24 protein-coding genes are annotated in these 21,955 nt (G+C 37.6%); 12 read left to right on the forward strand and 12 right to left on the reverse strand.

Annotated elements, in window-relative coordinates:
• The first annotated feature begins 56 nt into the window (after positions 1–56).
• Complete coding sequence (gene mutL, locus KJ678_02655; GenBank protein ID MBU1017041.1) at positions 57–1,787, forward strand: DNA mismatch repair endonuclease MutL; 1,731 nt, start codon at positions 57–59, stop codon at positions 1,785–1,787.
• Between the two features lie 91 nt (positions 1,788–1,878).
• Here the strand turns inward: mutL and KJ678_02660 are convergent, their stop codons facing one another.
• The 7 genes from KJ678_02660 to KJ678_02690 form a co-directional block, all read right to left on the reverse strand.
• Complete coding sequence (locus KJ678_02660; GenBank protein MBU1017042.1) at positions 1,879–2,109, reverse strand: type II toxin-antitoxin system HicA family toxin; 231 nt, start codon at positions 2,107–2,109, stop codon at positions 1,879–1,881.
• Positions 2,102–2,404: a hypothetical protein gene (locus KJ678_02665; protein MBU1017043.1), complete on the reverse strand. Its 303-nt coding sequence runs from the start codon at positions 2,402–2,404 to the stop codon at positions 2,102–2,104. The genes KJ678_02660 and KJ678_02665 overlap by 8 nt, the downstream gene beginning before the upstream one ends.
• Before the next feature lie 155 nt (positions 2,405–2,559).
• Positions 2,560–3,624: an AAA family ATPase gene (locus KJ678_02670; protein MBU1017044.1), complete on the reverse strand. Its 1,065-nt coding sequence runs from the start codon at positions 3,622–3,624 to the stop codon at positions 2,560–2,562.
• Positions 3,625–3,630: 6 nt separating this feature from the next.
• Positions 3,631–4,554 carry a DUF3352 domain-containing protein gene (locus KJ678_02675; protein MBU1017045.1) on the reverse strand — a complete coding sequence of 308 codons (924 nt, stop codon included), beginning with the start codon at positions 4,552–4,554 and terminating at the stop codon, positions 3,631–3,633.
• A gap of 9 nt (positions 4,555–4,563) precedes the next feature.
• Positions 4,564–6,792, reverse strand: a complete 2,229-nt coding sequence (gene pnp, locus KJ678_02680; protein MBU1017046.1) for a polyribonucleotide nucleotidyltransferase — start codon at positions 6,790–6,792, stop codon at positions 4,564–4,566.
• Positions 6,793–6,810: 18 nt separating this feature from the next.
• The gene (gene rpsO, locus KJ678_02685) at positions 6,811–7,077 is read right to left on the reverse strand and encodes a 30S ribosomal protein S15 (protein ID MBU1017047.1); all 267 of its coding nucleotides are present in this window, start codon (positions 7,075–7,077) and stop codon (positions 6,811–6,813) included.
• Positions 7,078–7,267: 190 nt separating this feature from the next.
• A complete protein-coding gene (locus KJ678_02690; protein MBU1017048.1) occupies positions 7,268–7,909 on the reverse strand; it encodes a hypothetical protein in 642 nt (213 codons plus the stop codon).
• 158 nt (positions 7,910–8,067) lie between these two features.
• On the opposite strand from KJ678_02690, the gene KJ678_02695 reads away from it, so the two are divergent.
• The 7 genes from KJ678_02695 (at position 8,068) to mltG (ending at position 15,286) form a co-directional block, all read left to right on the forward strand.
• Positions 8,068–9,822 carry an alanine--tRNA ligase gene (locus tag KJ678_02695; GenBank protein ID MBU1017049.1) on the forward strand — a complete coding sequence of 585 codons (1,755 nt, stop codon included), beginning with the start codon at positions 8,068–8,070 and terminating at the stop codon, positions 9,820–9,822.
• Between the two features lie 17 nt (positions 9,823–9,839).
• On the forward strand, positions 9,840–10,973 hold the full coding sequence (locus tag KJ678_02700) for a hypothetical protein (protein ID MBU1017050.1): 1,134 nt from the start codon (positions 9,840–9,842) through the stop codon (positions 10,971–10,973).
• A complete protein-coding gene (locus KJ678_02705; protein MBU1017051.1) occupies positions 10,970–11,176 on the forward strand; it encodes a hypothetical protein in 207 nt (68 codons plus the stop codon). Before KJ678_02700 ends, KJ678_02705 begins: the two co-directional genes overlap by 4 nt.
• A 102-nt stretch (positions 11,177–11,278) precedes the next feature.
• Complete coding sequence (gene pilM / locus KJ678_02710; protein ID MBU1017052.1) at positions 11,279–12,454, forward strand: pilus assembly protein PilM; 1,176 nt, start codon at positions 11,279–11,281, stop codon at positions 12,452–12,454.
• A gap of 2 nt (positions 12,455–12,456) precedes the next feature.
• Entirely contained in the window at positions 12,457–13,923 is a 1,467-nt protein-coding gene (locus KJ678_02715) for a hypothetical protein (GenBank protein ID MBU1017053.1), read from the forward strand.
• Positions 13,924–13,926: 3 nt separating this feature from the next.
• Positions 13,927–14,313, forward strand: a complete 387-nt coding sequence (gene ruvX / locus KJ678_02720) for a Holliday junction resolvase RuvX (GenBank protein ID MBU1017054.1) — start codon at positions 13,927–13,929, stop codon at positions 14,311–14,313.
• Positions 14,303–15,286: an endolytic transglycosylase MltG gene (gene mltG / locus KJ678_02725; protein ID MBU1017055.1), complete on the forward strand. Its 984-nt coding sequence runs from the start codon at positions 14,303–14,305 to the stop codon at positions 15,284–15,286. Before ruvX ends, mltG begins: the two co-directional genes overlap by 11 nt.
• Before the next feature lie 58 nt (positions 15,287–15,344).
• Here the strand turns inward: mltG and KJ678_02730 are convergent, their stop codons facing one another.
• Positions 15,345–16,154, reverse strand: coding sequence for a tyrosine-type recombinase/integrase (locus tag KJ678_02730; protein ID MBU1017056.1), 810 nt, complete (start codon positions 16,152–16,154; stop codon positions 15,345–15,347).
• A gap of 304 nt (positions 16,155–16,458) precedes the next feature.
• Here KJ678_02730 and KJ678_02735 point away from each other — a divergent pair, with 304 nt between their 5' ends.
• Together KJ678_02735 and KJ678_02740 are read left to right on the forward strand one after the other, a co-directional pair.
• Positions 16,459–16,722: a hypothetical protein gene (locus KJ678_02735; protein ID MBU1017057.1), complete on the forward strand. Its 264-nt coding sequence runs from the start codon at positions 16,459–16,461 to the stop codon at positions 16,720–16,722.
• Positions 16,723–17,031: 309 nt separating this feature from the next.
• Positions 17,032–17,964 carry a hypothetical protein gene (locus KJ678_02740; GenBank protein MBU1017058.1) on the forward strand — a complete coding sequence of 311 codons (933 nt, stop codon included), beginning with the start codon at positions 17,032–17,034 and terminating at the stop codon, positions 17,962–17,964.
• 179 nt (positions 17,965–18,143) lie between these two features.
• On the opposite strand, the gene KJ678_02745 is transcribed toward KJ678_02740, so the two are convergent.
• On the reverse strand, positions 18,144–18,638 hold the full coding sequence (locus KJ678_02745) for a hypothetical protein (protein MBU1017059.1): 495 nt from the start codon (positions 18,636–18,638) through the stop codon (positions 18,144–18,146).
• Positions 18,639–18,775: 137 nt separating this feature from the next.
• On the opposite strand from KJ678_02745, the gene KJ678_02750 reads away from it, so the two are divergent.
• The gene (locus tag KJ678_02750) at positions 18,776–19,528 is read left to right on the forward strand and encodes a fructose-bisphosphate aldolase (GenBank protein ID MBU1017060.1); all 753 of its coding nucleotides are present in this window, start codon (positions 18,776–18,778) and stop codon (positions 19,526–19,528) included.
• A 160-nt stretch (positions 19,529–19,688) separates the two neighbouring features.
• On the forward strand, positions 19,689–20,657 hold the full coding sequence (locus tag KJ678_02755) for a carbohydrate kinase family protein (protein MBU1017061.1): 969 nt from the start codon (positions 19,689–19,691) through the stop codon (positions 20,655–20,657).
• Here the strand turns inward: KJ678_02755 and KJ678_02760 are convergent.
• From KJ678_02760 to KJ678_02770, 3 genes are all read right to left on the reverse strand, one after another.
• Positions 20,634–21,149: a thermonuclease family protein gene (locus KJ678_02760; protein MBU1017062.1), complete on the reverse strand. Its 516-nt coding sequence runs from the start codon at positions 21,147–21,149 to the stop codon at positions 20,634–20,636. The genes KJ678_02755 and KJ678_02760 overlap by 24 nt on opposite strands.
• 136 nt (positions 21,150–21,285) lie before the next feature.
• Positions 21,286–21,684, reverse strand: a complete 399-nt coding sequence (locus KJ678_02765) for a retroviral-like aspartic protease family protein (protein ID MBU1017063.1) — start codon at positions 21,682–21,684, stop codon at positions 21,286–21,288.
• Positions 21,681–21,890, reverse strand: coding sequence for a hypothetical protein (locus KJ678_02770; protein ID MBU1017064.1), 210 nt, complete (start codon positions 21,888–21,890; stop codon positions 21,681–21,683). Before KJ678_02770 ends, KJ678_02765 begins: the two co-directional genes overlap by 4 nt.
• Between the last annotated feature and the right edge of the window lie 65 nt (positions 21,891–21,955).

Genomic DNA, 21,955 nt, shown 5'->3' on the forward strand with positions numbered 1-21,955 from the left:
TTTACAATTAAGAGTGCAATTAGGGTTCAACCCTAATAGGGTTGAACCCTATTAAAATGAAGATAAAAAGACTGGACTCAAAAGTGTATAGAAAAATTGCGGCGGGAGAGGTGGTGGAAAGACCCGCTTCGGTAGTTAAAGAATTTGTTGAAAATTCAATTGACGCTAAAGCGGAAAGAATTGTGGTTGAAGTGGACAAAGGAGGGATTGAAAGAATAAAAGTTTCGGATAACGGATTTGGGATTGAGAAGGAAGATATGCCCCTTGTTTTTGAACATCACGCCACCAGCAAGATTGAGACGGAGGAGGATTTATTAAATATAGAAAGTATGGGGTTTAGAGGAGAAGCTTTGTCGAGCGTTTCTTCAGTTTCTAAAGTAAGCTTAATATCCAAAACTAAAAAAGCTCAAACGGGATATTTTTACGCAGTTTCTGGGGGAGATTTTTTGGATAGTGGTACTAAAGCTTTTCAAGATGGGACAAGTATTGAAGTAAGAGACCTATTTTTTAATGTTCCGGCGCGAAAGAAGTTTTTAAAAACTCCATATACCGAGTTTTTGCACATAACACGCGTTTTTGTGGATTTGTGTTTGGCAAACATTAACAAAGATTTTAAGCTTATCCATAATGGCAGAGAAGTTTATAATTTAAGCGCGGTTTCAGACCTTTCTTTGCGGATTAAACAGCTTTTTGGAAAAAATGTTTACGAAAATCTCATCCCTGTTTTTTGCGACCATCCTCATATTAAAATTTCGGGGTTTGTGGGCAAACCGCAAATGTCCTACGATTCCAAATCTAAGCAGTTTATTATTGTTAACAACCGGCCTGTAAAAGATAGAATAATAAGCTCCGCGGTTAGAGAGGGTTTTGGGAGTTTAATAATGCATAGTGCTTCTCCTTTATATTTTATTAAAATTACTGCTCCGCTTGATTTTGTGGACGCCAACATTCATCCCCGAAAAGAGGAGGTTAGGTTTATTAACCCTAACTTAATATATTCTTTGGTTAAAAACACGATTTCACAGTCATTGTCCAAAGAAGATTTGTCGTTTAGACCGGAAGGAATGTCTTCGTACAAGTCGTCCAATGTTGAAAATGTTTCGGGCAGACAAGGTTACTACATACATGAAAAGGTTAGGGATGTTTCTTTCGCAAACCCCCTTTCTGTTTCAGATACATTAGAATTTTATTCGCAACTAGGAACGCAAGACACTTTTGAAGTTTTGGTGTTTAATAATTTGTATATTGTGGCAAATATTAACGATAGCTTGGAAATTTACGACCAGCATGCTTTGCATGAGCGGGTGCTGTACGAGAAGTTTAAAAAAGCGCTTTTAGAAAAAACACCGTCCTCGCAAGTTTTGTTAACCTCGCAATCGTTTGAGTTTGCGGAGGATGATTTTCAGATTATTAATCGCAATCTCAAACTTTTTATAAAACTTGGTTTTGAGATAGAAGTTTGGGGGACGCGCGCGATAGAAATTAAAGCTATCCCGTCGTTTTTGGGCGCTAACTTTTCTGCGGTAACGAATATGCTTTGCGAGTTTGCGGAAGATTTAAAGGAGAAAAACAAGTTTAAAGGGGTAAGCAGTATGGAGGAAAAGGCGCTTTCCATTATGGCTTGTCGTTCCGCTGTTAAAGCGGGAGATAAATTAACTCATACCGAAGCTTTGGGGCTTTTAAAGGAGAATATTAAATTAAAAGGAATATACACCTGCCCGCACGGAAGACCTTTTAAGATAAAAATAACAAAAGAGGATTTGGAAAAGATGTTTAAAAGGGTTTGACACACGACCTGTAGTGTGGTATAATTAACTTATGGAAAATTTCATAGGGGTGCGGGACCCCAAGAGAGGGTTCGACCCTTAAATCAGCCCTTTATACTTCTTTGAGTAATTCAAAATACCTGTCCCGAGAAATTTTCGCCGTTCTCAAATTATTTAAGATAATAAAGACAGGTATGTCTTTTTTCTTGGGTATAACAATGCGCCTTATGAAGCCCGCTTTTTTAAGTTGGATGTGGTCTCCTGAAGTTCCAATATATTCCCAACCATCCATTCCAAATAATTTAACTAGAATTTTATAATTTTGGGGCGTTATTTTAGGCATAAGCGTATTTATTGGATGTTTTAATAGGTAAAGAAAACAAGGAGAAATAAATTTCGGGTTTTTGCGAATCTGACGAGAACCCCGCTTCTTCCAGTACCTTATATAAGGTTTTATCTTCAGTAGCCCCTTCTAAAAGAATATGGATAGCCTGCTTTAACATTCTCTGCGCTTCTTCTTGAGTTTTGCCACAAGAAGATATATCAAATTCGGGATTATACGCAACAAAAGGATATTCCTTGGAGCTGGCCTCTTTGAAAACTTTGATTGTTAATGTGAGGTCTGATATGTTTTGCATTTTATAAAATTACCACAGTTTGCGCTTTTATACAAGGATATAAGAAAAAAGCAAATCCATTAGGGTATAAACCCTTCCGCCAGCTGGCGGAGGGTTTAACCCTTAATTACAATGTCCAAAAAGGGACTACCCCGATTCGGGGTAGTCCCTTTTTTCTAAAGTATGGGTAAAAAGGATTTGAAGTTTGTTTCGTCCACCACAACAACCCTTTCCCCTTGTTCTATAATGATTTTCGCTGATTTTCGGCAAACGCTTTCCAAAATCCTTTGCAAACTTCTAATACCCGAATCATATCCCAAAGGCCTTATTAGTTTTGGCCAAACCTCCTCTTTTATTTTGAGCTGTTCTGGCAAAATACCGCTTGTTCTCATAATTTTAGAAAGAAGATAATCCCTTGCGATAATCTCTTTTTCTTTATCCGAATAAGACGGCATTCTTATTATTTCCAACCTATCCATTAAAGCCGCTGAAAAAGTTCCAATATTGTTCGCGCTTGAAATAAACAAAACATTGGATAAATCTATTGGATAATCCACATAATGGTCAACAAAAGAGGTGTTTTGTTCCGGGTCTAAAATTTCTAAAAGAGCCGCCATCATATCGCTACGCAAACCCTGCTCTCCGCTTACCTTGTCCATTTCATCAAGAAGTATTAATGGGTTTCCTACTTTTGTTCTAACTAAAGCTTTTATAATTTGTCCCGGCTCGGCGGCGGGCAGAGATTTGCTTTTTCCTCTAAGTTCTAGTATAGAACCTAAAGCTCCCAGAGATATCCTAACAAATTTTCTGCCCAAAGCTTCGGCAATTGAACTTGCGAGTGTGGTTTTTCCAAGACCTTGCAAGCCCACTAAACATAAAACAGGCGCCTTTTCATAAGACGCAACTTTGTCTTTATTGATGATTTTTAAATTCTCAACCGCTAAATACTCCAGAACTCGCTCCTTTACCTGTTCCAATCCATAATGGTTTTTATCCAACACCCCCTTGGCATTTTTCAAGTCCAAATTGTCCTTGGTTTTTCTGTCCCAAGGAATCTCGGTTATCCAGTTTATGTAATTTTCTATAACATCAAACTCGGAAGAATAAGTGTTTGTTTGGCTTATGCGGTTTAACCTATCAAGCATTTGCAATACCCTTTCTTTAAGGTCCTTTGGCAAGGCGCAGGCATCCACTTTTTGGTTTAGACTTTTTAATTCCGCAAGCAGAGAATTTTTGGGCATAATTTTTTAAAACTGCAAAATAACTCCTTTTCCGCTCTTTATTGCCACAAAAGCGTTTTTTCCTTTAGAATCTACTTTATCCTTATTGCCCACCTTTTCAAAAAGTGGCGTTAGTTTATTTATATCCCGATAAAACACTAAAGCCACGCCGTCCGTTGGCAGGTTTTTAACAGCCTCTACAAAAAAAGCGTCTTTAGACAAACTTAAAGAAATTCCCTTCTCCACATTTTCTATTTCATTTAATATATTAACATCGTTTGTGATAATCAAAAAGTCTCCTACCAAAGATATTTCATATTCAAGGTCTTTTGTATTTATCTCCTCAAGTTTGGTTTGCAGAAACTCCTTGTTTTTAGTTTTTGCAATAAATGCCCACGACTTTTCTCTGCCAATGATGAAAAAAGAGGGTTCCAAAAAACTCGCTACCTCTTCCACAGAAAGACCGGTTAAATTGTTTATATCCACTTTGGAATCTTTCTCTATAAAATTTTCGTAAAAAGAGCTTGGGTTGTTTAGAGCTATAAAAAAATCCACACTCACAGGAGAAATTTGGGACAATATATTTGCGTTAAACGCGCCGGGGGAAAGGGTTATGTCCAGATTCGCTAGGTCAATTTCAAACTTTTGGTCTTTTGATAAATCCACAGGGCTGATGATATCGTTGGACGGCTTTTTTTGATTTTTAAATTTAGTGTACCCAAAATATCCGCCCGCTAAAATTAACGCGAGAAAGAAAAATAAAAGGGCTGTTTTGGGAAATCTGCTTTTACAAGCAAGCGGTTGTTTTGGATTGCTTCCCGTTTCGTTTGCGGGAATTTTGCTTTCGTCGTTTTTACCGTCCATAATGCCTAAAACAGAACCGCAATGATAGCAAAAAAGAGCGGAGTCTGATCTTATGGTTTTATGACATTTAGGACAGGTTCTAAACATTTTTGCCGATTATCTTCTAAAGGAAGGGCGTTTGTTAAGATCCCTTCTTGGACCTTGGAAGTACGACCTCCCTCCAAAACCAGAGGTGGGTTTTGGCGCGGGTCTTTTCCTTTCGTAATTTTTGGAAGTTTCCTCCAACGCCTTTTTTGAAAGAGACATTTTTCCGTCTCGTTCCACATTGATTACTTTAACTTTTACAGTATCGCCCACCTTAAATAATTTATTAGGGTCGTCCACATACTCGTGCGAAATCTCGCTTACATGCATAAGTCCTTCTTTATTTGGCAAAACTTCTACAATCGCCCCGAAATCGGCAACTCGTTTAATAACGCCATCAAAAACATCGCCTACTTTAACTTCTCTGATTATGCCTTCAACTAATTCCTTGGCTTTTTTAACCGACTCAATATCCACTCCGGCTATGCTTACAAAAGCGCTACCGTCGGCATTTTCCACCACATCCACGGTGGCTTTGCTTTTTGCCATAATCTCTCTTATGGTCTTTCCTCCCGAACCTATAACTAGCCCAATTTGGTCAGGGTTTATTTTAACCTGTTCAATCCTAGGCGCGTATTTTGATACCTCATCTCTTGGCTTTTGTATGGCTTGGTCTATGAGGTCCAAAATCTTAACTCGCGCTGTTTGCGACCTTTCAAAAAGCTCGGCGAACAGTTTTAAGGGTATTCCGCTTAGTTTAATGTCCATTTGTATAGCGGTTACGCCTGTTCTCGTTCCTGCCATTTTAAAATCCATAAAGCCATTAAAATCTTCCACCCCCGCCATATCCGTTAACAAAACGAACTTTTCTTGCTTTTCGTCTGTTATTAAACCAATAGCCACTCCCGCAACCGGCGCTTTTATGGGCACACCCGCATCCATTAACGAGAGTGTGGAACCGCAGGTTGCCGCCATTGAAGACGACCCGTTTTGTGATAAAATTTCCGATACCACTCGTATAGTGTAAGGAAATAGTTCTTTTGAAGGAATAACGGGAATCAGCGCTTTTTCGGCTAACGCCCCATGCCCAATTTCTCTTCTGCCGGGGGAGAATATAGGTTTTATTTCGCCCAACGAATAAGGCAGACCATAATAATGGTGCATATACCTCTTGGTTTCTTCTCCGTACATATTTTGTATTAATTGTTCCAGCGAAGCGGAACCTAGTGTGGTTATTGATAATGATTGGGTTAAACCTCTTCTGAAAAACGCGCTTCCGTGAGTTCTTGGCAGGATACCCAATTCTATGGTTATTGGCCTTATTTCATCCAAATCTCTGCCGTCGGATCTTTTGCCTTTTTCCAAAACCAATTTTCTAACCGCCGCTTTTTCCAACTCCTCAAAGGCTTTGGTTATATAAGCGCTGGAATACTTTTCTTGATACTTTTTGTGCATCTCGTTCAAAATGGTTGCCATAAGTTCCGCGGACTCTTTTTTATCTGAAGGGGTTTCAACAAACTTTTCTATCTTTTCGTTAAAATCTTTTTTAACCGCATCTACTAACTTTTTTGGAAGTTTTACGGATACATATTCATATTTTTTATTTCCCACCTCTTTTGCAAAATCTTTTATAAGCGCGATAACTTTTTTATTCTCGTTATTTGCAAATTCTATGGCTTTAAGAATTTTTTCTTCCGGAATAATATTTGCCCCCGCTTCCATAGCGAGAACTTTATCGTTTTCTAAAGTTGAAATTATTAGATTTAAAGAAGAATTATCCAACTGTTCGTTTGTGGGGTTTAGGATAAAATTTTCGCCGTTCTCTTTTTCTATGGATACTCTTGCGGTTGCCATAGGACCGTTCCAAGGTATGTCCGAGGCGTACAAAGCCGCAGAAGCGCCAATCATTGCCGAAACTTCGGCGTCGCTCACATGGTCTATGGACAAAGCGGTGGCAATAACTTGCACCTCATCCGCAAAATCTTTTGGAAAAAGAGGGCGTATGGCGTGGTCTATAAGCCTTGCCACTATGGTAGCTTCGTCGGAAGGTCTGCCTTCTCTTTTAACAAATCGGGATGATTTAATTAATCCCCCCGCGTATAGTTTTTCTTGATAATCAACTCTCAACGGGAAGAATTCCACTGTTTCGGGAGCGGTCTGTTTTTTAGAAACTGCGGTAACTAAAACTACGGTATCCCCATATCTAACGGTTACTGCCATATTTGCTAAAGGAGCAAAAACGCCTGTTTCTAAACTTAACTTTTTTCCCCCAACCTCAATTTCTTTTTTTATAGTGTTCATTTTATTTTCCATGAATTATTATTTTGATAAACCAACTTTTCCTATAATTTTCCTATACCTGTCCTCGTCTTTTTTCCGAAGATATAAGAGGAGACGTCTTCTTTTATTTATCATTTGAAGAAGACCGCGGCGGGAACTAAAATCTTTTTTATGCTCTTTTAAATGTCCGGTAAGATCTTTTATTCTATCACTTAATAATGCAATTTGCACCTCTGGAGACCCTGTATCTTTTTCATGAACAGCAAACTTTTTTAATATTTTTTTCTTTTCTTGCGTAGTTAGCATTAAACTATTTTACTATACTCCTTGGGTGTCTGCAATACTCTTATTTTGTGAGCGAGAAAACTGTGTATCTTGCTAAACAGATGAAAGTTTAACTTCCTCGCGAAGCGAGCAAAAGAAGATACTGCGTGGCTTGCCGCGCAGAGCTTCATTTTTTAGGGGTATGTCCTCGCGTCATCCGCCCTGGGCGGATCTATTCTTGTCCAAAGCCTAAAAGTAGCGCCTTTGCGGCGTTTTTATTGGGCTTAAATCCCCAAACAGCTAGTTTGTTATACATCAGTTCTGTTAAAGTGTCAAATTCCGGTTCGTTTATATTTATAGTTCCGAAATTGGCGGTTTCGTCTCGGTTATCTATGCTTAAGACGGGAGTTTTTCTAAAATATTCAGTATTTTCGTAATATACATTGCCCAGCTCGCCCAGATTTTTAGCTCCTATTACAATAATTAGGTCATAAGTTTCACCTGTTTTTGTAAAACTAACGCGATTTAAATCAAAACTTGAAGGAATAGGGGTAACCACCAAATTTAAAGTCTCGTCTTTTATGTAATAATTTATTTTTTCTACTGGGGTATCTTTGTAGTTTATGCCAACTACTAAACTTTTTTGGTCAAACACTTTTTTAATGTCTAAAAGGTTTTCAAATTCCTTAAGTTCAATTGGAAACTCTTTGGAATACAATAAAGAAACCTCCTTTGAAAGGTCTTTTATTATAAAACTTATCGCTAGCGCCGCGCTTAAAGCATCGGTTCTTTCTGTAGTATCGGGAATAACCAACACTTTTTTGGCGTTTTCAATAAGGTCCAAAACATGTTTTTTATCGTCTGATATAAGCATAATTTATCCTAGATAGTACATTGTACCAGTAAAACCCCCTCCCGTCAACCTATAAGAATGGAAGTTAGTTTCTAACAAAGGTTTATCCTTGTACAAGGATAAACTTTATTCTATAGGGCGGTGTCCTTTTTTTGGTTTTATTGTGGTAAAATCCAATTATGGTTACCGTGTCCGAAGTTCGGGAAAAATATATAAACTTTTTTGTAGGGAAAAATCACAAAATCATTCCTCCCGCTCCTATTGTTCCTAAAGACGACCCAACCACTTTGTTCACTTCTTCCGGTATGCAGGCGCTTGTCCCTTACTTAATGGGCAAACCGCATCCTCTTGGAAAGAGACTCGTCAATTCGCAACCGGTTATTCGTCTTGGCGATATAGATCTTGTGGGGGATTTTGGACATCTCACCTTTTTTGAAATGTTGGGGAACTGGTCTTTGGGCGATTATTTTAAGAAAGAACAACTTGCCTATTTTTACGAATTTTTAACTAAAGAGCTTGGTTTTGAAAAGGAAAGACTTTTTGTAACATATTTTGAAGGAAGCAGATTTATTCCAAAAGATGAAGAAACTATCCTAACTTGGAAGAAGCTTGGAGTTAAGGACGACCATATTTACGGTTACTCTGTTGAAAAAAACTGGTGGTCTAGGTGCGGAACGCCTGATGAAATGAGTGTTGGTGAGATAGGGGGTACTGATTCCGAAGTTCTTTACGATTTTGGAAGTTCCCATAATGTCGCCTTTGGGGAAAAATGCCATCCTAACTGCGATTGCGGAAGGTTTTTGGAAATTGGAAACTCGGTTTTTATGGAGTATATAAAAAAAGAGGACGGTACTTTTGAAAAACTGCCTCAAAAGAATGTGGATTTTGGAGGAGGTCTTGAAAGGCTTACTTTTGTGGTTAACAACACGCCAGATATTTTTGAAATAGATGTTTTTCAAAAAATAATTCAAGAAATTGAAAAATTTTCAAAAAAGAGCTATTCGGACAAGTCCTTTGCTCCCGCTATTAGAGTAATGGCGGACCACATACGAGCGGCGGAGTTTTTAATATCCGCAGGCGTTGTTCCTTCTAATAAAGACCAAGGGTATATTTTGCGAAGGCTCATTAGACGATTTGCGGTTAAAATGGCGGGTCTTACGGGAAGTACATCCTCTTTGGAATTATTGAGAAAATCCTCTTTTGTTAGCAATTCTGTTTGCGAGGAGCTTAAAAAATTTTCGCTGGCATTAGATAAAGGTCTTAAAGTTTTGGAAAAAATGGTTAAAGAAACTCCTAGCGGGAACATTTTTTCTGGCGAAAAGGCGTTCTTGTTATACGAGTCCTACGGATTTCCCGTTGAAGTAACGGAGGAGCTTGTCCGCCAAAAAGGGTTTATTAAAGGTGTTGACACTAAAGAGTTTCTTGCTCAAAAAGAATATCATATAGAAGTGTCCAGAAAATTGTCCAAAGGATTATTTAAAAGCGGACTTGCCGATAAAAGCGAAGAAACCAAAAAACTTCACACCGCCACCCATCTTTTGCATTCCGCTTTAAGAAAAGTTTTAGGAGAAGATATTGCGCAAAAAGGCAGTAATGTTACCGCCGAAAGATTGCGGTTTGATTTTTCCTATAACCGTCGTCTTACCGACGAAGAAATTTCCAAAGTGGTGGATATGGTCAACGAAATTATATCAAAAGGACTTATTGTCCAGTGCAAAGAAATGTCTCTTAAAGACGCGCAAGAATCGGGGGCGCTTGCTTTTTTTGGCGAGAAATATGGCGACAGGGTAACGGTTTATGAAGTAGGGGATTTTTCAAAGGAGCTTTGTGCCGGCCCTCATGTGGAAAACACCAGAGAGCTTGGAAAATTCAAGATAATTAAGCAAGAATCTGTTGGCAGTAATACTAGGAGAATAAAAGCAATTTTGCAATAAATTATAGAAAGAAAATTATGAATGAATTATTGGTTGAATGGACATTGTTAAGGGAACAAGATTATTTGAATAAATGCCTTGGTCTTGATTTAAAAAAGAAAATTCTTCAACAATTTTCTACTGAATATGGAAGAATTGATTTTGCCCACGAATTAAGTGATGGGTCAATTGCAATTACAGAACTTGAAACAATCATTGATAATAAAGCTAAGCTTGAGTATTGTCAATTTCAAACTCTTGAGTATTCAAAAATCATTTTTCAAGAAAAGAAAAAACCAATTATTATAGTTTTAATTGCAGATGAAACCCCAAACAAATTCAAAACACAATTAAAAACTTTTGCTGATAAGAATGATTTTCTTCTCAAAACCTATTCTATTTATATTGTAAACAGCTATTATAAGCAACTGATTGAAGAGGCGGTTAAAAATTCTGGGGTGCCACTTATTAGACCTGTTGCGAATAATTTCACTCACCTTTCTTGTCTTAATAGATTTATTCTTCCATTTTATGATTTGGAAAAAGATGAATTGAAGAGAGAGGATTTTATAAACTACTTTAATTTAAAAAAAAATAAAGCGGATAGCCACTTTAAAGTTCATAAACAAATGGCTGAATATTTTCAGTTAATTGAAGATATATCAACAACCAAACAATTTAGCAGGGTTTGTCTTACTGGATACGGAAAGAGATTTCGTGATAATTTGAATTATGAATTTGCACTTGTAAAGAGATCTTTAAAAGTAGGGGTTAAACGAATTGATTTAAGCATTGAGCAAAGAAGGATTTTACTTGAAAGTTTGATGAACGGAAACATTGGGGATTTAAAAGGTAAAGTCAACTTGCTTTACTTCTTGCGTTTTGTTTATTTGACTGAAGGTACTTGGGTTCCGAGAGGAAGAACACTAGATAAACAGAAATTAGAATTTGCAAACAGTTTCCTTGGAACAAATTATTCTCAGATAACTCTTTGTAATTGGCTTAATTTCGTCTGCACTCATTCAGAAGAATTAGGTTTAATAGAAAGAATAAGAACAAATGCTGAATATGATAGAGTGATTCTTTCAAGCTTAGGTTCAAGAGTTTTAGGTTTTATTGAGATGGATTTACATTTAAAGAGAGAACGAGCACAAATTCCTTTACAGCTATGAGAACAGGAAAATTCTTCATTACGGAGGAAGATTATAAGTTGATTGCTTCTACTCCTGAAAAGGAGTGCTGGATTTGCGATGTATTAATTAATAGTGTCCGGGTAAATCAAAAAGGGATTTATCTTACGAAGAAGGCGCTATTAGATGAGGGAATAGCTGAACATCTTATGCAAATTGTAAAAAGGGATATAGTTTTTATTTAATCTTGATGTTTTTAAATACAAGGAAGGTGATGTAAATTTAGAAAAAACTTATTATGTTGAATAGATGACAGGGGGGAAATTTTGGTCTATACTTTATTTAGTATGTTTAATCCTCTTTCTTTAATAAGAAAAAATAAGCGCAATAAAAGTTTTTTGGCTATAGATTTGGGTTCTTCACTAATTAAAATAAGCAGGTTTTCCTTTTTGCCGGACAATCGGCTTTTGCTTGAAGATATTTCCACCGTAAACACACCCGAAGGCGCGGTTGGTTTGGGAGTAATTACCGATTTAGATTCAACCTTTGAAGCTTTAAAAAGTTCTGTTTCTCCTTATGATAATGTTATTTTTGGTCTTTCCGGCGAAAGTGTTTTTGGGTTCGCCACTACGGTAAAAATTAAAAGACCCGCTTATGACGAAAAAATTTCCAGCGGGGAATTAAATGAAATAATAAAAAGAATACAAGAACTTGCGTTTATTGAAGCGGGTCAAATTCAATTATCCAAAATAGGTTGCGGAGAAACGGATATAGAAATGGTTAACTCCGCGGTTATCTCATCCAAAATAGATGGCGCGTTGGTTGAAGATGTTGTTGGAAAAGTTGGCAAACACATAGAAATAGGTCTTTTTACATCTTTTGCCGAGAAGAGTGTTTTGTCGGGTCTTTTAGAGCTTTGCAAGAAATTAAAAATCAATTTCACCGCCGCTAGTTCTCAAATGTATTCCTTATCAAAATTGTTATGCGCGAACCAAAAGGGTACTTTTAACGCCGTTTTAATAGATTTTGGCGGCGATAAAACGGATGTGGGGATTTGTTATGGCGGAGGTATTGTGGCCACTAAAACATTGGATTTTGGCGGCACTCAACTTACAAAGGAAATAGCGGCAATACTTGATGTGGCGCTTAACGAAGCCGAGAAAAAGAAAGTATCTTACGAAGAAGGAACATTGGGGGCGGAGCAGATTAAAGAAATTACTTCAAAAGTTTTAAATTATTGGCTTGCGGGTATAGAAACAGTTTTAGAAAATTTTGAGGGTATTAAAGTTTTCCCGCCTAAAATTTTTATATTTGGGGGCGGGGGGTTAACTTATGATTTAATGCGGGTTTTAAAAGAACGGAGCTGGTACGAGAACTTTCCGTTTAAATTTGTTCCCGAAGTGGAAATTGTTAGCATAGAAAAATTGTCTGATATAATAGAAGACCCTAACGGGTTTTTGAAAGATTTGCGAAATATAGTTCCTGTTTCTTTAGGTTTAATTGGTTTAGAAATTTTTGGTTAAAAATGCAAAATATTATTGTTAACAAAACGGATGATTTATATACTTTAGCCGAAGGTATGCGAGTTTGCGAAGATACGGAGGTTGTTTTTGTTGTTTCACCCGATATCTTATTCTTGCGAAACCCACTGTCTTTCAAATTTTTGGAACGATATGCCGAATCTTTTGGGAAAAAGATTTCTTTTGTTAATGAAAAAAACGAGGCGCTTTCTTTTGCGGAACCTAAATCTTTTGAAGATGTTCCAAAAGTTGAAAAGGAAGTTCCGAAAGCGAATCTTGCGCCAAAGACGGAACTGTCCGCTATAATAAGAAACTCTATTGGTATAATAGGCGCTCTTTTATTGTTGATAGGAATTGGGGTTTCTGTTTGGTGGTTTTTTCCAAAAGCTAATGTAGTTATAAAAACTAACTCTGAGATGTTGGTTAAAAATGTGGATATTACGGCAAATGTTTCTGCTAATGGTGTAAACGAGAGCAATAAAGAAATTCCCGCGGTTTTGTTGGAGACGGTTAGGAAAGCAAGCGACACAATACAAGCTTCGGGAGAAAAAGAGGTTGGAGAGAAAGCAAAAGGAACGGTTACGGTGTTTAATAAAACCATCAGTAAAAAAACTTTTGGAAAAGGCACTAAACTAATTTTAATCTCCGCTGAAACCGAAGATTTAAATTATTACTCTTTGGAAGAAGTTACGATTGAAGAAAGACAAGACCTTGCTGGAGGCATTACTTACGGTTCCGTGGAAGTTGAGGTTGAAGCCGAAAAGTATGGTTCTAACTATAATATTAAAGAAGACCAGAAATTTGAAGTGGACGACCACGATACTTCCGATTTCTTGGCTCAAAACGCAGAGGTTTTTACGGGCGGGTCTAGCAAAATAGTCCCCGCGGTTTCCGAGAAAGATAAAGAGGCGCTAAAAAGTACTTTGGAAGAACGATTAAGAGGCAATGTTAAAACCGATTTGGAACTAAAACTTGTGGGGGAGCAAAAAATAGCCGAAAATTCAACAGGTTTTGAAACTTTTGACGAGGTGTTTGATAAAAATGTGGGTGATGAGGCGGACAAGTTAAATTTATCTTTGCAGGTTAGAGCGTATGCTTTAGCGTATTATCAAAATGATTTGGAAAATGTTGTTAAAAGTGTTTTAGAAAGGTCTATTCCGGAACAATATTCGCTTGCGGACACCGAAACTCGTTTTGAAATAGGAGATGTGCTTGCCGATAAGCCTACCCCGTTATCCAAAGATAAAATAAGTTTGTTGGTTAAGGTTAGAAGTTTTGTGGTTCCAAAACTAAATGTGCAAGAGGTTAAAGACAATTTAGTAAATAGAAGTATTCTTGACGCTACAAAATATCTGGACGGGTTAAAAAATATAGCTTCTTATGAGTTTACCGTTTGGCCTCGTCTTCCGGGATTTTTGAGCGCAACGCCTCATATTAAATCTCGCATACAGGTTGAAATTAAAAACGAGTAAATTATGGCAAAGGTTTTGGGCATTGATTTTGGAAATTCGCGAATTGGACTTGCGTTGGGGGAAAAAGAGTTAGCTACTCCTCTTAAAATCATCAATGGAAAAAACTGGCACACCGTTTTGCAAACTATTAAAAAAATTATTGAAGAAAATCGCATTTCGTATATAGTTTTAGGTATTCCTGAAAAAGAAACAATCGGTGTTAATAAATTCGGGGAATTTTTAAGAGACAATATAAATACGCCTATAAAGCTTTTTAACGAGGATTTTACCTCAAAAGAAGCTTTGGAATATTCTATCCAAATGGGGTATTCTAAAAAGGGCCGAAAGTATTTGGATGATGTTTCGGCTTGTATGATTTTGGAAAGGTTTTTTGAAACCTATGAAAATTAAAATTAAATTGCCACATTGGAAATTTTTGACCGTCGTTTTGCTATTTTTAACGGCTTTTGCGGTTTTGTATTCTTTGGGGGTGAAAAGAGCCAACCGCTACGACTTGGGAAAAGAATCTTTTAAAGAGGTTGTTATAAACAAAGGAGCTTCAGTGGAAGAGATTTCAAAAATATTGGTTAGAGAAGACTTAATAAACTCGCGCGCTTTATTTAAATTATATGTGTATATTAGTAATAAAAGTCTTCAGGCGGGGAATTTTTATGTTCCCACGAACATAAGTGTGGTGGAGTTGGCTAATCTTTTGGGTAAAGGGAGTTTTCAGAAAAAATACACTTTTTTAGAAGGTTGGCGCGTGGAGCAGATGGCAGAGCTTTTGCCTAAAGATGTCCAAAACGAGTTTCTTAAAAGCTCTTACACTAAAGAAGGGTTTATGTTTCCCGACACCTACTTTTTTCTGGAAAGCGCAATTGGGGAGGAAATTGCCCAAACTTTAAGCCAGACTTTTGAAGATAAAATAAAAGTTTTTGACAAGGAAATCAAGGCAAGTTCCCTTTCTTTGGAGGAGATTGTTATTTTAGCATCTATAATTGAAAGAGAAGCTAAAAGTTTTGATGAGAAGGCGACAATTGCTGGGATTTTGGTAAAAAGGTACCAAAACGGATGGCCTTTGCAGGCGGACGCTACTATTCAGTACGCCAAGGATTTAAACGCCTTTACTTGCGCATCTTTATCCGACTGTGTTTGGTGGCGTCCGCTATTTGCCACAGATTTGGATATAGAGTCCTCTTATAATACATACAAATATGCGGGGTTACCTCCAACACCGATATGCAGTCCCGGACTGGAATCTATAAGGGCGGTTTTGGAGTATAAAGAAACCCCATATTGGTTTTATTTAACGGGAAACGATGGGGTAACGCGCTTTTCCGAGACGGTAGAAGAGCAAACGGCTAATATACAAAAGTATTTGTAGAACGATAGAAGCGTTTGTTTTTAGGGGGTCGTATCCCTATGAAATTGGATTTGTCGATTCATTCTAATGGACTTTTGACATTTTTAAGTTTGGGATTAGTTACTTGCGTATAAAGTTGAGTAGTTCTAATGTTTTGATGTCCTAATAATTCTTGCACATACCGCACATCGACGCCATTTTCCAAAAGGTGGGTAGCAAAGCTATGGCGCAGACTATGAAAAGTGGCATCTTTTTTAACGCCAGATTTTTTAAAGGAATTTTCAAAAACTTTTTGAGCGGTTCTTGTGGTCAGTTTTCCACCCCGCTCACTTGAAAACACAAAATCGTTTTTTTCTTTGCCGGCAATAAGGTTTTGAATATCTGCTGATAACTTCTCTGGAAAAACACTAATTCTGTCCTTTTTGCCTTTTGCCTGCTTAATATGAATGGTCAATTCATGAAAATCAATGTCTTGCGCTTTTAGGCTTATTGCTTCACTAACGCGTAATCCAGCGCCATAAGCAAGCGATAGAAGTAATTTATGCTTCGTGTTTTCGGTTGCTTCAAGGATTTTTTCTATTTCACTCCTTGAAAGCACTACGGGAAGGCTTTTATTTTTCTTAGCTGATCGAATTTCTATTTTCTCATTTGTGATGTTGCGATAGTAGAATTTAACCGCATTCAGAAGCAGGTTTCTTGTTTCTGCCGATACGCCTTTCTTTTCGCAAAACAGTAGAAAGTCTTTGATGTTATCTCTATCCAATATTTCAAGATTATCCTTTTTATAAACAAAATATTCCTTGAGTCCGTAAAGGTAACTTTTTATGGTTTTGCTACTGTAATTGCGGATTTTTAATTCCCGTTCTGTTTGCCCTAATTGTTGTTGCATAATTGTTTTATTTTGGTAAAATAAAAACAGATCTAACTTGACTAGAGATTAACATGTGTTCGTATAATACGCAATTTAATGATGATATTATGAAAACACTTCGCCTAAAAACGAGTTAGCCAACATCGCTGCGCTTGTTGGCTAATGTGTTGCGGATTCGCTGTTGCCTCGTCGCTTCGCGACATCGGCTAACAGCGGGATATACGAAATTTTTTCCCGCTTCGCAGGAAAAACCTTCGTATCATCCGCAACACATTATGTGCCATCCATCTTTTATTATTTTTATGAGAGGAGGTGAGTGAATGTGAAAAAAACAAAGAAACCTTGGTTGGCCGCAATATTAAACCTTATTCTTTCCGGTGTAGGATATATTTATAACGGCAAGAGAGTAGTTTTTGGTGTGCTTATCCTAATTTCATCAGTTATCTCTTACATTGTTGAGGGTTCTGACCTTGATATCTTAAGTTCTGAAGTAAAAGTTATCGCAGTTACCGCATATCTTGTTATGGCTATAGCTTTTTCTTACGATGCATATCGGGAAGCAAAAGAGATAAACGAGGGGGAATAGAATAAAAGATGGACAGCGCATAACACGGGCTATACGGAAAATTTAAAACAATTTTCCCAAATCCTGCTAAAATCGGAGCAGGACTTCGTATAGCCCGAAACGTTGTTCGAAATAATGTGGTAACGCATTTTTCCGAGACGATAGAGGAGCAAACGGCTAATATACAAAAGTATTTGTGAGAAAAAAGAGTTGCCAAAAAGGGACTACCCCGTCCGCCAGCTGGCGGACGGGGTAGTCCCTTTTTTAATCCTCCCGCGAGACCCCATACACATGATTGCAATTTGTGTGTTAATAGAATAAAGTAAAAATGTGACGCGAAAAGAATATTTTCAAGTTATTTATGATGGGTCTGCCTTAAAATCTAACGAGATGGATGTAAGGGATTTGGCTCCTGCTCTTCTTGCCATAAGCGACATTCTAGATGAAGCAAATAAAATAACCAATGGGGATAAAACAAAAGTTCAAGTAAATGTAAAAGGCTCATTTAAAACGGGATCCTTCAGAATTGACTTTTCTTTAATTCAGGGCGGAATTGATGGTCTTACTTATCTTTTTAATTCAGAACAAGCTAGCGCGGCAGCAAACTTACTTCAGATCCTAGGCTTTATTGGGGTGCCAAGCACCTTCGGACTTATTGGGCTTTTATTAAAGTTAAGAAATCGTAAGATTAAAAAAGTGGTAAAAGAGGGGCACAATAAAACTGTTATAGAAGTTGAAGATGAGAAGATTGAAACCCACCCAAAAGTAATTGCCTTGTTTTCAAATGTTAAGATTAGGATTGGATTACAAAAAATTATTACGGAACCATTGTCTAGGGAGGGCGTAGAAAGTTTTAGTATAAAAAAAGGTGGCCAAGTTAACACAGTAAAAACCGAAGAAAAGGATTACTTTAAACTATCAGACATACCAGATGAACCACTTAGAGATGGGGTAAGAGAGGTCTATTTGAGAGCGTTATCTGTTATTTTTGTTGAAGGGAACAAATGGAGATTTAGCGATGGAACTAATGAGTTCTATGCTACAGTTAAAGATGAAAAATTTGTGAAAGATGTGCAGGAAAACAAAATTTCTTTCACGAAAGACGATACCTTCAAAGTAAAATTAAGAGAGAAACAATGGATAACTGATACGGGACTTAAAACAGAACATGAAATAGAAGAAGTTATAAGCCACCGTTCTGTAGCAAAACAGATTAAATTGCCTTTTGAGGAAAATGAAAAAGACACTAAGCAAAAAGGATAAAAAAAATTAAAGTGGGGAATATAGATTACACTTTTTGTATTTTGGGGTGGGCTGTCCCAAGAAGTGGGACAACTGAAGTTAAAATCTTTGACTGGGCAAGCGTCCACAACGGAAATATCTAAAAAGAAAAAAGTGCCAAGTGTTTTCAGCAACAAGTGGCGCTTTGTGGGTGGAGTAGGCTAGTCGGTAGCGTTGAGGTCTTCCAACCACACCTTAAAAGACTCCGCCAGCAATTCGCAGATTTCATCCGCATCCTTTCCCGGTTCTGGACAGTCTTTGCAGTACACTGCAATAGATCTATCCGCTCTGGAATTGTCTATTTTTTTCTCATCCGTTCCCCAAGGGAACAGAACAGCAACGCTTCCTGCTCCTTTGTTGAAAACAAGTCCCCAAAACCACATATACTTGTCATCTGTTGTGGGGCAAAGGATTTGTTTGTATCCCGCTACCCTTCTTCCGCTCTCTTCCAAGCACTGTCCATTGAAATTTGTAGTTCCACTGTCGTATAGTCTATTTAGCTCCTCTATAGCTTTTGGGAAATAAGGAAAGCCAAATCCCGCCAGTTCTGCTGTCGGATGTTTTTCCAAACTCATTTTACCGCTCCTTTCTCTTTGGGAGGATTTTATTAGCAACTCAACAGTTGCTTTGGCTGTTATTAAAGGAAATTTTAGCACAAGGGAGATAAGAAGTAAAGACCATGCAGGAAATATCAGTTTAATTGGAATTTCATTGGGGTGCGGACCCCTTCGGGGTACCGACCCCTAAAACAATTACCCTTTGAAAAAGATAAAGACTTTGTTAAGATGGTATTATGATATCCCTGTCCAAAATATCCACAAACGGTAAATTTATGTTTTTAGCTTACGACCACGGCTTGGAACACGGTCCCTCCGATTTTAATGATGTAAATGTAGACCCTAACTATATTCTGGACATTGCCGTCAAAGGCGGTTTTAGCGCTGTTATCCTTCAAAAAGGCATTGCCGAAAAATATTATGCCCCCTCAAAGAATAATGTTCATTTAATTATTAAACTCAACGGTAAAACCAATCTTGTTGAAGAGGAACCTTATTCCGCTCCGTTGTGTACGGTGGATGAAGCTATAAAACTAAAAGCTTCCGCGGTTGGCTATACCTTATATGTTGGTAGTAAGTTTGAGAGTATGATGTTTAAAGAGTTTGGCAGAGTGGTGGAGGAGGCCCATTCAAAAAACATTCCTGTTATAGCGTGGATGTATCCGCGGGGGAAAGCGGTAAAAGGTAGAGAAGATTCAAGAGAAATTTTGGCTTATTCGGCAAGAGTTGGTCTTGAACTGGGAGCGGATATCTTAAAACTTCATTATGCGGGCAATGTCCTTGACATGGAATGGGTGGTAGAAAGCGCTGGAAAAGCAAAAGTTGTTATTTCTGGAGGAATGAAAGAATCGGAAAAAGAATTTTTAAAGGACTTAAAAGACGCTATGAAAGCAGGATGTTCCGGAGTAGCGGTGGGGAGGAATGTTTGGCAGAGAAAAACCCCCCTGCCTTTTGTTAATGAGATTTATGGAGTAGTAATGTGTGGATAGTATATTGGTTTTAGATAACATCTCAAATGTCAAATTTCAAAACTCAAAGCCACAACTTAAATATCAAATCTAATTTTAATGCAACTGTGTGAGCTATGGCGAGATTTAAGTTTTGACATTTGGATTTGATATTTGAGTTTTGCGTTTTGAGATTTGGCTTATGCTTGATTTACTAACTTTTGGACATACAACTACAGATGTTTTTTTGGAAATTTCAGAGGCAGTTGTTAAATGCGATGTGAACCATAGAAACTGCCAAATTTGTTTGGATTATGCTGAAAAAATCCCAGTTAAGTCTTTTCACCGCACAATAGGAGGTAACGCCCCTAATACCGCAGTTGGCGTATCCCGCCTTGGCCTTTCCGTAGGTATCGTGTCCAATATTGGAAAAGACGCTAATGGAGACTTCGTTCTTGAGGTTTTGAGAAAAGAGAAGATAAAAGATTTAAAATACATTAAACGAGATGGTTTTGGAACGGATTATTCCACCATTATAAATTTTAAGGGAGAAAGAACAATTTTAGCGTTTCATGAAAAACGAAAATATGTTTTTCCTTCAAATACAGTTTCTGCTAAGTGGGGGTATTTAAGTTCTATGGGGGAAGATTTTGAAAAATTTAATGAAAAGTTTTTAGATTGGGCTAAAAAGTGCAATGTCAAAATAGGTTTTAACCCCGGAATTTATGAGCTTAAGGCGGGAGTTTCTAAAATAAAAAATGTTCTCTCTGTTTGCGAACTTTTAATAGTAAATAAAGAAGAAGCGGAAAGTTTAGTTTTGAGCGGGTCCATAACTTTGAATAAAGATATAAAGGAACTTCTTACCGGGCTTTTTAGTTTGGGGCCAAAAATTGTGGTTATTACTGATGGGAAAAACGGAGCGTACGCTTACGACGGCGCCGAGTTTTTGAAGAGGTCTGTTTTTCCGGGGACGCGGGTAGAGATGACTGGGGCGGGAGATTCGTTTAGTTCGGGGTTATTATCCGCCCTTATTTACGGTAAAAGTGTAAAAACAGCGCTAAGATGGGGTTCGGCAAATTCTTCTTCGGTTATTCAAAAAGTGGGGGCGATTGAAGGACTTTTAACAGAGTGGCAAATGTATAAGGTGTTACGGGCAAACCTTTCCCCATAATCCCCTTTTCTCTTCTCGCGATATCCTTTCCGCTTGCAAAAATGTTTCTTGGTACGCTACATCCGGCGGAAAAGTTGATACTTTAGCATACCCTTCTCTAACTAAATATTCATTAACAAACATCCCGTCCACAAATACATATCTAAGAAGCCTATCATATTTATCGGTTTCGGAAATATCCTTTTCAAGTTTTACAATTTTCCCCTCAACCAACTCTTTGTTTTTGTCCAGGGATTTTTCCGCAAAACATTTTGTTGTTCTGTTCTTGCTGTTCATTTCCGGGCTATTTATTCCAATGTATCTAACTTTTTCTCCGGTTTCCAAAACAATAGTATCCCCGTCGATAACACGAGTTACCTTATATTGTCCTTCTGGAAGTTCTTTAACAGGAGGTGTATTCTCCTTTTCTTTCCAACCAGTCCACAGCAAGTTTATGCCAACTATAAGTAGGGTTAGTAATAAGGTAAAAATGGATTTTTTTCTTAATTTCATTATTTCCATTGTACATCATATAACCATTCAACCATTCTTTTACCTTTTGAGATTGCTTTGTCAGTCACTTCGTTCCTTTCTCGCAATGACGGGGGTATTAATTATTAGTTGGGGGCATGCCCCTATGAATCCAAAACTACTCAAGTTCTAGCAGATTTTTCTTTTCCTCAAAAACGATTCTGAATTGTTTGAAAAACGCTTCTCTTCCCAGTAGATTAAAGGAGACCAAATACTCATGAGAAAAAACCACGGGACAGATAAACTTCTTGCCTGCAATTTCTATCTCTAGTTTGTGGACATATCCTTTGATTCTTCCACCAACTCCTCCTAGATAAGTTTCTTTGCCATTTTCTATTGCAATTCCAAGTTGTTCGGCAATCTCATCTTTAAACACAGAAATAGTTGCTCCTGAATCAATTAAAGCGTGAAACTTGAGTTTTTTACCACCCGCGGATACATACAGAGGAATTGCTGGGAAATACCCCTCGCCATTATAATAATACTTGAAAATAGCAGGGGTGTTTTTCTTGCTCATAAGATATAGGGACCTTCGCCTTTATAGGGCACTTTGAAAGCGGCAGCAACTTTTTCGTCGGGAATCTTGTTTTTAGTATCAGAAGTTACCAGAGGACTTATTTCTTTTAATGTTTTGCCGACAGCGATTATTCTATCTTCCAAAACCGCTACCCATTTTCCAGCGTATTTTCCCATATTTTTAGTAGAAGTATTTATCTTTTCCATAGTATGTCCATCTTAACAAAAATTGAAAGAAGAAGTCAAACACTAGTTGCGTGGCGTCATTGCGA

The sequence above is a fragment of the Patescibacteria group bacterium genome, from assembly GCA_018817085.1.
Taxonomy (GTDB): domain Bacteria; phylum Patescibacteriota; class WWE3; order CG2-30-40-12; family CG2-30-40-12; genus CG2-30-40-12.